This window comes from Burkholderia sp. HAN2018, from assembly GCF_024704855.1.
In the GTDB taxonomy this organism is placed as follows: Bacteria; Pseudomonadota; Gammaproteobacteria; order Burkholderiales; family Burkholderiaceae; genus Burkholderia; species Burkholderia cepacia.
On the sequence record NZ_QOBB01000028.1, the window covers coordinates 41,544 to 53,015 of the forward strand.

General features: G+C 66.3%; 8 protein-coding genes. 3 read left to right on the forward strand and 5 right to left on the reverse strand.

All coding sequences use genetic code 11. The features are described 5' to 3' along the window. Positions 1-265: 265 nt before the first annotated feature. Positions 266-916, forward strand: a complete 651-nt coding sequence (locus tag DPV74_RS09940; protein WP_119337074.1) for a pyridoxamine 5'-phosphate oxidase family protein — start codon at positions 266-268, stop codon at positions 914-916. A gap of 364 nt (positions 917-1,280) precedes the next feature. Here the strand turns inward: DPV74_RS09940 and DPV74_RS09945 are convergent, their stop codons facing one another. After that, positions 1,281-3,113 (reverse strand): protease pro-enzyme activation domain-containing protein, encoded by a 1,833-nt coding sequence (locus DPV74_RS09945; RefSeq protein WP_119337075.1) that lies wholly within the window; start codon positions 3,111-3,113, stop codon positions 1,281-1,283. 665 nt (positions 3,114-3,778) lie between these two features. Here DPV74_RS09945 and DPV74_RS09950 point away from each other — a divergent pair. After that, positions 3,779-3,901: a hypothetical protein gene (locus tag DPV74_RS09950; protein WP_257943087.1), complete on the forward strand. Its 123-nt coding sequence runs from the start codon at positions 3,779-3,781 to the stop codon at positions 3,899-3,901. A gap of 113 nt (positions 3,902-4,014) precedes the next feature. Here the strand turns inward: DPV74_RS09950 and DPV74_RS09955 are convergent, their stop codons facing one another. The 3 genes from DPV74_RS09955 to DPV74_RS09965 are packed head-to-tail and all read right to left on the reverse strand — an operon-like array spanning position 4,015 to position 8,228. Then, positions 4,015-5,502, reverse strand: a complete 1,488-nt coding sequence (locus DPV74_RS09955; protein ID WP_119337076.1) for an efflux transporter outer membrane subunit — start codon at positions 5,500-5,502, stop codon at positions 4,015-4,017. A gap of 13 nt (positions 5,503-5,515) precedes the next feature. Next, on the reverse strand, positions 5,516-7,102 hold the full coding sequence (locus tag DPV74_RS09960) for an MDR family MFS transporter (RefSeq protein WP_119337077.1): 1,587 nt from the start codon (positions 7,100-7,102) through the stop codon (positions 5,516-5,518). Then, the gene (locus DPV74_RS09965) at positions 7,095-8,228 is read right to left on the reverse strand and encodes an HlyD family secretion protein (RefSeq protein ID WP_060083415.1); all 1,134 of its coding nucleotides are present in this window, start codon (positions 8,226-8,228) and stop codon (positions 7,095-7,097) included. The genes DPV74_RS09960 and DPV74_RS09965 overlap by 8 nt, the downstream gene beginning before the upstream one ends. A gap of 92 nt (positions 8,229-8,320) precedes the next feature. Between DPV74_RS09965 and DPV74_RS09970 the strand changes: the two genes are divergently transcribed. Beyond that, complete coding sequence (locus DPV74_RS09970; RefSeq protein WP_119337078.1) at positions 8,321-9,160, forward strand: CerR family C-terminal domain-containing protein; 840 nt, start codon at positions 8,321-8,323, stop codon at positions 9,158-9,160. A 27-nt stretch (positions 9,161-9,187) separates the two neighbouring features. On the opposite strand, the gene DPV74_RS09975 is transcribed toward DPV74_RS09970, so the two are convergent. Further along, on the reverse strand, positions 9,188-11,472 hold a 2,285-nt coding region (locus tag DPV74_RS09975), incomplete at its 5' end, for a mechanosensitive ion channel family protein (RefSeq protein ID WP_119337079.1).

Genomic DNA, 11,472 nt, shown 5'->3' on the forward strand with positions numbered 1-11,472 from the left:
GCGCATCGTATCGTTCACGTTCTCGCGGTGCCGGCCGGTGCGCGGGGTCTTCCGGCGATTGTCCCTAATTGCGGCACGCGCGTATTTTGATCGATTTGAAGCGCGGCTGTCGATGGGCCGATCGACCGGTTTTTCAGGCTTGGAAGCTGCACGCGTTCAATTCGATTAAATTCGCAGTGCAAATATATTCCAGGCGGATCGTTGAGCCTTGCCGGAACGCGGGCCGCTCGATGTGCGCAAGGGCGCGCGAACAGGAAAACGAAACATGAAAGATCAGACCGTCATCGCTTCCACACCCCGCACCACCATTCGCCGCCTGCCGGAATTGGCGAATCGCGATCGCACGATGCTTCATCGCATCGTGGACGAAGCGTACGTCTGCCACATCGCGTTCGGTGCAGGCGAGAACACGCATTGCATCCCGACCGCGCACTGGAGACGGGGCGATGACCTCTATATTCACGGGTCCAACGGTAGCCGGATGATCAAGGCGCTGTCGGCGGGCGCGCCGGCCTCCGTCGCGATTACGTTGCTGGACGGGCTCGTGCTGGCCAGGTCGGCCTTCAACCATTCGATGAATTATCGATCCGCGGTGATCTACGGGCGGTTCGACGTCGTGGCGGGCCGTGACGACAAGCTGGCGGCGCTGGATGCGTTGATGGACAAGATCGCACCCGGTCGCAAGCATGACGCGCGGCCCGGCAACGAGAAGGAAATCAATGCGACCAGCGTGTTGCGGATTGCCCTTGCGGAAGCGGCGGTGAAAGTCAGCGATTCGCTGCCTTCCGACAAGGATGAAGATCTTGCGCTTGCTGTCTGGACGGGGATCCTGCCGCTGAAGACGACGCGCGGCGCACCGGTTCATGCCGACGGCAACATGCCGGTGCCGGACTACGTCCGGAACTGGGCCGAGTGAGTTGTGCGGCAAGGCCGCGCGGTTTCGCGGAAGACGGCGGAGAACGGCGTTTGGCGCGTGCTCGCGTCGCATGGCGGCACGACGCGCGTTTCGTCGGCAGGCAGCGCGAATACCGCGCTGCCGTGACGGGGTGCGTTTCACTCGGTGCGATGCTCATGCACGGGTATTGGACGTTAAAGTCGCTTGCGCAACGATTGAAAGGCCGGCGAGTGCGTCGTCGCACCGGCTGCTGCTCCGCGAGATCGCGCGAAACGCTAAAAAACCCGCGACGGCCTGGCGGTTATCGCGGGTGATTTGAACGACCGCATCCGGTTCCCTGCGTGCGCCTCGGAGCACACGCGGAACCGGGGCGGTCATCGGTTCATCAGCGTGCGAAATCCGGCGTGCTCTGGATGAACGCGTTCAGCTTCGAGATGTTCACGCTGCCGAAGCCCGTCGTCGCGTCCCAGCCGGCCTTCGCCTTGTAGCCGTAGGTGCCGCTGCCGTTGTTGCCGGACGTGACATCGTGCAGCAGCGCCGCGTTGCTCGGGAAGTACTTGTAGAGGCTCGACGCGGGGAACCCGAGCGCATTGTTGTTCGCGGACTGCAGCCGCGCCCAGATGCCCGTGAAGATCGGTGCGGCGAGGCTCGTGCCGCCTTCGTTGTTCAGGTAGCCCGAGCCCCACAGCGTGTCGGACGTCTGGCCGTTCACGACGAGAATCGCGCCGGTGCGCAGGTCGGCATCGAAGCCGACGTCGGGCAGCGCGCGCTTGGTCGATCCCGTGAGGCTCGACGATTGCCACGACGGCGCGGCTTCGTACTTGCTGTACCCGCCGCCTGTCGACCACACGGTGCCCGGCTGCCAGCTCGGATCGTTCCAGACGATCTCGCTGTTGTAAGCGTTGGTCGACGTATTGGTGAACAGCGTCGTGCCGCCTACTGCGATCACGTAAGGCGACGTTGCCGGCTCGCTCACCGTGTAGGTCGAGCGCGAAGGCGTGCCGCCCGCGCATTCGTATGCACCGTGGTCGCCGGCGGATACCGAGAAGGTTTGCCCCTGCGCGATCGCCTGCTTGAAGATGGTGTCGTCGGTTGCCTGCGAGCCGGTGCTGTTCGCGGACGATTCGCACACGCCGAGCGACACGTTGATTACCTTCGCGACGTTGTCGGTCACGGCCTTGTTGTACGCGGCGGTGATCGCCGTGAGCGTCATCGACGGTGCGACGTAGAACACGACCTGCTTCACGCTGCCGCCGGCCGCGCCGACGATCGACTGGCTGTCGAGGTTCCATTCGACGGTGCCGTCGGTGTCGGTGTACGAGCTGCCGGACGGGCCCGTCTTCACGATGCTGCTGCTGATCGTGCCGAGGCTGTTGTTTGCGGCGAACGTGTTGAGGTCGCTCACCGTCTGCGACAGGTCGCCTTCGGAGATGATGCCGACGGTGGTCTGCGAGGCCGTCGGCGTACCGTTGCCGCCGTAGATCGACGAGAACTCGGTCGGGTTGTGCGGCACCGCCGATGCGCCGGCCGGAATCGTCAGGTTGCTGGTGTTGCCTTGCGGCTTGCTGCCCGCGCCCGTGTGCATCAGTTCGACGTTCTGCAGGCCCAGCACCGCGCCCACGACGCTGCCGATCGCGTTCGGCACTTGCGCGGCGTCGGTATTCGCATAGACGCTGCGGCCGTTGCGCGTGAAGCGCTTGAGCGTCGTGCGGAACGCGGACTTGATGGTCGCCGCGGTGCCGGACGCGGATACCAGCAGGCGGTTCGGTGCGACCACGATGTTCACGAAGCCTTCCTTGCGCAGGTGCGCGACGACCGAGGCGACCTGCTGGTCGGTCGGCGCATATTGCGCGGCGAACTGCGCCGGCGTGAGGAACTGCCGGTAGTGCGGCGAGCCGGGCGTATGCAGGTCGTGCAGGTATTGGTCGAGCTGTGCTTCGTTGCGCAGGTTCAGCCCGAGCACGATGTCCACCGATTCGCCGGGTGCCATCTCGATGGCTGCCGTGGCAGCGGCGGCCGTGCTTGCGGCAGGTGCGCCGGCCGTACCGGCTTCGTTCTGCTGCACGAGCGGCAGGAAGCCCTTGGTGCGCGTTTCCGTCCAGCCGGCCGCGGGCGCGGCGTGGACGGTCGCGATGCCGAACGATGCGGCTGCCGCGGCGGCGAAGGCGAGCTTGATGAAGCGATTGTGCTTTTGATTCTTGTCTGCAACCTGATTCATTTGAATTACCCCTCCGGTTGAACATCGAACGGCACGAACAACAACGGTCGACAGCGGTGCGGATCGTGCACCGCCGGTTTCTGTCGCAGGCGTGCGGATGGCGCGGACGCGACAGGGCCTTTCGCCCGATCCGGGCAGGTGTTTTTTCCCCGGGGGCGAAATTCGGAAAATGCGGTAGCGAGAGGACTGCGTCGCGATACGGCACAGTCGCGCGGACAGGGCGCGGGCGGGATTGCTAGAGCAACAGTTTCGTTATCCTGCTCATTTGATTCGATCCTTCGGCCCGCTGCCGGATGGCAGTCGTCCAATGAAATGCATCGGGATGTTGCATGGCCGGCGCGCGAACGATACGGCCGGCGGCTGGCACTTCGGTGCGGCGGAAGCGAAAAAAACGTGGAGCGGAAGCGATTGCGCAGTGAGCAATTTGTCAGATTGCTTGCATCGGACGGTATCAAGAACGAAAGCGGGGTGTCAAACTTTTTTTGGTTATATGAAACAAATTTAAAGCGAATAAATGCAATGTTTTTGAAAATTTTGGCAGTAATTTGTAATATTCGACGCCAACGAAGAAAGTAATGCTGAATGCGGTTCGCCGATCGTTTCCGGTTCGATGCGTAATTGGCGCGACTGCGTCGACCGTATTCGAGGCGCGACTCGAATCGCCGATGCGAGATATCGAAGCCGATCTCGTCAGTGAATGGGTCGCGCCTTTCTTCGACCGGTACGGAGTCGGGCAGCCCGATCCGGGCCGGATCGCTTTCTACCGGCTGCTCGACGAGTTTTTCTGATTCATCGGGTGGTCACGGGCGGCGCGCGAAACGTTTTTCTGTCCCGCGCATCGCTGTTGTCGATGCGTTGCAGCCGCGACAAACCCGCCCGTACGGCACTGCTCGACTCACCATCAACCCGCGCCCGCCTGCCACCCGAGCCCGAGGCTCTTCTGCACCGACACGTAGTCCTTGATCAGTTCGGCCTGCCCGGCGATTACGTTCTGCTGCGCGGAAAGTGCTTCGCGTTGCGTATCGAGCAGGTCGATCATCGATGCGACGCCCGCGCGATAGCGTTCATCCATCAGCGATCGCGAATGCACGGCGGAGGTTTGAACCTTGGTGAGCGCAACGACGTGCTCACGCTGGTGTCCGTAGCGCTGCAATGCCGTGTTGGCGTCCTGCAACGCACCGAGCACCGCCTTCTGATAGTTCGCTTCCGCTTCGTCGCGCGATGCTTCGGCCGCGCGCACCGCGCCACGCGTGCGCCCGAAGTCGAGAATGTTCCATTGCAGATACGGCGCGCCGACCCACGTGAAGTTCTGCTTGCGGAGCAGGTGGCCCGGGTCCGCCGCGCTGAAGCCGAGATCGCCGAGCAGCGTCACCTTCGGGAAGTAATCGGCGACATGCTCGCCGATCTGCGCATTGCTCGATGCGAGCCGGCGCTCGGCCGCGCGAATGTCGGGGCGCTGCTTCAGCAGCGTGGCCGGATCGCCGATCGCGACGCTGCCGGGCAGCGTCGGCAGCGGCGCGGCCGGTGTCGTCAGCGTCGCGTCGAGCGCACCCGGTGCGCGCCCCGTCAGGATCGCGAGCCGGTCGAGCGATTCCGTCACCTGCGCGTCGAGCGGGATCAGCGAGGCTCGCGTGTTCTCGACCTGTGTCGTCAGGCGTTCGATGTCGACATCGGCCGCGACGCCGCGCGCGCGGCGCTGCTGCGTGAGTTCGAGCATCTTCTGCTGCAGCTCGGCGGTGCGTCGCGACAGCGCAAGCCGCTGCTGCTGGTCGCGGAGGTCGACATACGCGTTCGCGACTTCTGCCGCGATCGACACCTGCGTGTCGGCGAGATCGGCGTCGACTGCTTCCGCTTGAGCGGAAGCGGCTTCGACCGCCCGGCGCGTGCCGCCGAACAGGTCGATTTCCCAGGTTGCGTCGAAGCCTGCCGAATAGAGCTGCAGCGGACCCGAGCCGCCCAGCGACGGCGATGCACTGCCCGACTGGTTCGAGCCATTCGACGGCAGCAGCGAACCGAGCGCGCTGACGTCCGGCTCGCGCATGCGGATGGCGGCGACGGTGGCGGACGATTTCGGCAACTGCGCCGCGCGCTGTTGCGAGAGCTGCGCGCGCGATGCGCGCAAGCGTGCCTGCGCAGCGTGCAGATCGGGGTTGTACGCGAGCGCCGCAGTGATCAGGTCGTCGAGCTGGCGATCGTTGAGTGCGTGCCACCACGCGCTTGGCGCGGGTGCGGCGGTGTCGACACCGGAGGCCGGCGCGCGCACGAAGACCGGCGCATCCGGTGCGGCGGGCGCGCCGCGGTAGTCGGGGCCGACCGTGCAGCCGGCGAGCAGGCACGCGGCCGCACACAGCGTGAGCACGGGGCGGCGGGGCAGGGAGAAGGGTTTCATCGCGTAAGACGGTTCAGTGGCCGGACGACATCGGCTGCGGCCCGCGCGGCGTTCTCAGCAGCAGCGCGAGCGGCACGCAGGCGAGCAGTGCAAGGCCCAGCAGATAGAAGGTTTCGGAATAGGTCATCACGACGGCCTGGACCTGGATCTGCTGCGCCAGCTGTCCGAGCGCGCGCATGTTCGAATACGCGAGATCGCCGGTGTGTGCGAACCAGTTGGCCGCGTAGGCCGACAGCCGGTCCTGCCCGATCAGCGAGTTCGCCGTCACCGATTCGCGCAGCGCGGCCGTGTGGAAGGTCGTGCGCCGGTCGATCACGGTGCCGATGATCGCGAGCCCGATCGAGCCGCCGAGGTTGCGTGCCATGTTGTAGAGCCCGGCTGCATCGCCGGAGTCTTCGCGTGCGACGGCTGCCATCGATGCCTGGTTGAGCGGCATCATCGCGAGTATCTGCGCGACGCCGCGAATCAGTTGCGACCAGACGAAGTCGTGGCCGACGCTCTGCGCGGTCAGGCTGATGTCGAGCATGCAGCTCAGGCAGAACAGCAGCAGCCCGGAGATCACGAGGATGCGGAAATCGACCTTGCCGAGCAGGCGCGGCAGGATCGGCATCACGAGAAAGGCCGGCAGCCCCGACAGCAGCATGATTGCGCCCGCCTGTTCCGCGTTGTAGCCGGCGACGATCGCGAGGAATTGCGGCAGCAGGTAGGACACGCCGTACAGGCCGGCACCGACCGCGGACACGATCACGATCACGCTCGCGTAGCGCGGATTGCGCATCAGCGACAGCCGCACGATCGGCCGCTTCGCGAAGCGTTGCGACAGCGCGATCAGGATCATCCCGGCGAGCGATACCAGGCTCAATGTGACGATCATCTGCGATTCGAACCAGCGTTCGCGCTGGCCTTCCTCGAGCACGACGGTGAGCGAGCTCAGCCCGATCGCGAGGCCGGCGATCCCGAGCCAGTCCGCGTTGAAGAACGTGCTCCATTGCGGACGGTCGGACGGCAGCCCGAACCACAGCAGCCCCATCAACAGCAGGCACACCGGCAGGTTCAGGAAAAAGCACCAGCTCCAGTTCACGTTTTCCGCGAGCCAGCCGCCGAGCACCGGGCCGAACAGCGGCCCGAGCAGCACGATCAGGCCGAACAGCGTCATGCCGACCGGCAACTGCGACAGCGGCAGCCGCGTGCGGATGATGGTCTGCGCGGTCGGGATCAGCGCGCCGCCGGTGAAGCCCTGACCGATCCGGCCGGCGATCATCATCGGCAGCGAATGCGACCAGCCGCACATCATCGAGAACGCGATGAACAGCGCGGAGTTCGTCAGCAGGAAATTGCGCAGCCCGAACACGCGCGTGAGCCACGCGGCGAGCGGGATCATCACGATCTCCGACATCAGGTAGCCGGTCGAGATCCACGTGCCTTCGGTGCCGGTCGCGCCGATTTCACCCTGGATCTGCGGCAGCGCGGAATTCGTGATCGAGATGTCGAGCGTCGCCATCAGCGCGCCGAGCGCGCCGGCCGCGACCGCGATCCAGTCGGTCACGCTCGCGCGGCCTTCGTGCGGCGGCGCGGGCATCGTGGCGGACGGTTCAGCCATGATGCGTCTCGTCTCGGGCCGAGCGCGTATCGACGTCGACCGTCACCGACAGCCCCGGCAGCAGCATGCGCTGCGCGCGGGCGTTCGCGGCGAGGCGGATGCGCACCGGCACGCGCTGGACGATCTTCGTGAAGTTGCCGGTCGCATTCTCGGGCGGCAGGAGGGCGAACTGCGCGCCGGTGCCGGGTGCGAAGCTGTCGACGACGCCGGACAGCGCACCGTCCGGCAAGGCGTCGACATGCAGTTCGACCGGCTGGCCGATACGCATGTTGCCGATCTGAGTTTCCTTGAAGTTCGCGACGAGGTAGATCGAATCGACGGGCACCACGGTCAGCAGGCGCGTGCCGGGTTGCACGTATTGACCGACGCGCACCGTGCGATCGCCGACGCGGCCGGCGAGGGTGCTGCGCACGATCGTGTTGTCGAGGTCGAGCTGCGCCTGCGCGGCACTGGCCTGCGCGGCTTCGAGCTGCGCGCGCGCCTGCTGGAGCTGGGCGGTGAACGACGCGATCTGCGTGCGTGCGGCCGCGATCGACGCATTGTTCGCGGCGAGCGTCGCGACCGCCTGATCGCGCGTGCTCTTCAGGTCTGCCACACGTTCGTGCGTCTCCGCACCGGTCGCCGCGAGCGGCGCATAACGCGCGTATTCGTCGCCGGCGTGCTGCGCATTGATCCGCGACACCTTCGCCTGCGCGTCGGCCTGTTCGAGATTCGCACGCTGCTGGCTGATGTCGGCCTCGGCGCGTGCGATATCCGCGCGGCGTGCATCGACGGTCGCAAGCGATTGCGCGAGCGCAACCTGGTACTGGCGGACGTCGAGTCGCACGAGCGGATCGCCGGCCTTCACGGCCTGGTTGTCGCGGACATACACATCGGTCACGTAGCCGGCGACCTTCGGCGCGGCAGTCATGCTGTCCGCCTGCAGGTACGCGTCGTTGGTACTTTCGATGAAACGGCCGACCGTCCACCAGCGGCCGAGCCAGACGGCGCCGCCGATCGCCGCGAGCACGGCGACGACGAGCAGGATGCGCCGTTTCGATCCGTTTCCGGATTTGCTTCCGTTTCGCGGTGTTGTTCCGTTTTCCTGACGATCTGCTTGCTGTGGCGGGTCTTGCGGCGTCGACATTCCGGTGTCCAATTTATTCCAAGTGGAAGAATTATTCCAGTTGATAAAATTGTGTCAAGTAGAATATCGATCGATCGAATGACGGGGAAGGCATGAACGAAGCGAAGAAGCTGCGCCGGACGTCGGCGGGCGGCTACGCCCGCGGCGACGAAACGCGCCAGCGGATCATCGAGGCGGCGATCGAACTGTTCGGCGAGCGCGGGTTCGCGGGTGCATCGACACGCGAGATCGCCGCGATGGCCGGCGTGAACGCGCCGGCGCTCCAGTACTACTTCGAGAACAAGGAGGGCGTGTACCGCGCGTGCGTCGAGGCGATCGCGGAGAATGGCAGGGAAGTGTTCGCACCGTCGGTCGGCCATGCGAGGGCGATGCTCGATGCGGACGCGGACGTCGACGTGCTGATCGACGCCTTCATCGGGCTGCTGCGCGCGCTGTCGGACCGGATGTTCACCGCGCCGAAGACGATGAACCAGCGGATGTTCTTCGCACGCGAGCAAGGCGGCCAGGAGCCGGCGAGCGCGAGCGAGATCCTGATGAAGCGCATGCGCAAGCCGCTCAACGACGTGAGCGCCGAACTGATCGGCCGTATCTCGGGCCGGCCGGCCAACGATCCCGTCACCCGATTGCGTGCGCTGAGCTTGTTCGGGCAGATCACGGTGTTCCACATCGCGCAGCGTTCGGCGCTGCAGTTGCTCGAATGGGAGGCGTTCGAGGGCGAGCGCGCGGCATTGCTGGTCGACACGATCGCCGACCAGACACGCCTGCTGCTCGAGCAATGGCATGCGCAGCGCGACGTATCGGCTGGTGATCCGGAAGCCGGCGCGAAGCGCGGGCAGGGCGCGGCGGCGAAACGTGCGGTTAAGGCGAAGGCGGGGGCATCGGCGCCCGGCGCGAAAAGCACGCGGCGCGTGAACAAGCCCGCCGCGCGTTGAGCGCGGCGCGGCATCGCCCCCGGCCGGTCAACCCGGCTTGCGCTCCGGTTCGGCGGGCGACGGCGGCCGGGCCGCCGGTTCTGCGGCATTGCCGTTGCCGCTGTTGTCACCGTCGCTGCCATTGCCGCCGTTTTCGCCTTCGACGACAGGCCGCGATCCGTCCGCATAGGCGACGACGCTGCGCTGCGGATTGGCGATCCGGATGCCGCGTTCGCGGAACGTCTCCGCGATCCGCCGGTTGAATTCACGCTGCACGCTCCAGCGCGTCGAGTCCGTGCATTGCATCTGTCCAGACAGCGCGAGTGCCGCGCCGTCGACCTGGTCGATCCCCCAGTAGCTGAAGTCCGACAGGATGCCGTCGCGGTATTTCGGATCGTCGCGCAACGCCGCGCCGATCTCCTTCAGCGTCGCGATCGCGCGATCGATATCCTCGCCGTAGGCAATACTGATCTTGACGGCGGCGTTGCCGAGCCCGCGGTTCGTGTTGTTGACGGTCGTCACGGAGCTGAACGGGATCGTGTACAGCGACCCGTCGCCTGCGCGCAGTCGCACGGTGCGGATCGACAGGTACTCGACCGTACCCGACACGCCGGCGAGCGTGACCCAGTCGCCGACCTGCATCGCGTTTTCCATCAGCAGGAAGATCCCGGTGATGAAATCCTGCACGAGCTTCTGCGAGCCGAAGCCGAGCGCGACACCGAAGATGCTCGCGCCGGCAAGCAGCGGGCCGACGTTCACGCCGAGCTGGCTGAGGCCCGTCAGCACGACGACGAGCGCGATCATCACGAACAGCAGCGAGCGCAACATCGGCAGCAGCGTGCGCAGTCGCGCCGCGCGCACGAGATTGCCTTCGCGCGTCCACCGCTGCAGGCGGCGCTCGATCGCGATGTTCGCGGCTTCCCACACGAGGAGCGCGACGATGGCCGCGATCGCGATCGTCACCAGCGCCGACGCGAGCCGGTGGCCGATGGTGCCGGTTTCGAACGCGCGGAAGATCGGCACACCCCAGATCTGCAGCAGCAACACGACGGTCACGATGCCGATCGCGCCCGACACGATCTGGCGCAGCAGCGGGTAGTAGCGGTACGCGTGCAGGTGGACGAGCGTGCGGTCTTCGTCGCGGCCCTGGAACAGCCGCGCGAGCGCGCCGAACACGACGATCGAGACCATCCGCATGCCGATCATCACGGCGATCGAGCGGCCGCCGAGCGTGATCAGCACGCGATAGCCGTTGTGGACGTCGAGCGCCCACACGAACCACAGCGCCATCACGATGAATACCGACACGGGGGCCCACGCGTCCGCGAGCGCATTCGCGACCATCTCGAAGGACGCACGGTCGTCGCCGGCCGCGCGGATCCGCGCGGCGACCGGCTGGCGGCTCCGCAGGATCAGCGCCGATACCATCAGGTGCCCGACGAGCGCGACGGCTTTCAGCAGGGCGACATGACCGGCCTCGCTGAGCCCGAAGCTCGCGGCGATCTCGACAGCGGCCGTGCAGGCGCCGACCACGATCACGATCCGCGCGATCGAACGTTGCGCGAAATCGGCCCACGCATCGCTGATGTGCAGCAACCGCAATTGCCGCGCATCGGGCTGGAAGAACAGCCGGCTGACGATCGTGACGAGCCGGCAGATCACGTAGATGTCGATCAGCGCTTCGAGCGCGGATTCGATCGGGGTGCCCGTCTCTCCGATCGCCGACATCGTCAGGCTCGCGACACCGACGAACACGAGCAGCGGCACGGCTCGCAACGCGAGGCTGACGAGCGCGCGCGGCATCCGGTGCAGCAGCGTGGTGTGGCGGCGCGCGTGGCCTCGGCCTTGTGACGATGCGGGGGCGGTGTCAGGGGCATCGGCGGGATCGGCGACGTCGGGTTTGGCGAGGGTGTCCGGCGGCGCGTCGTCGTCATCGGGCGTGGCGGAGTCCGGCGCGGTGCGGGGCGACGTGTCGGCACGCCGTGCGGCCACTGCGGCCAGCGCGCGTCGCAACAACCGCTTTGCCAACCATTCGACGAAGAGCGCGGGCACGAGCACGGCGACGATGATCCAGAACGCGTGCGCGAGATCCGCGCGCTCGTCGGCTCGCACCAGCCTGTCGTGCCACCAGCTTCCGACCGAGCCGACATCGAGCAGCGAGTGCAGCGACTCCTTCAGCGCGCCGCCGATTTCGGTGGCCCAGCGCGATCCCTGCCGGACGAGCATCGACGCGAGCCCGTTCGACGTGAGCGCGCCCGGGGCCGCGGCCGCCGATGCGCCGCTGGCCGCCGCCGCATCGCTGGCAACGACCGCGGGTGCGCTCAGCGCGCCGA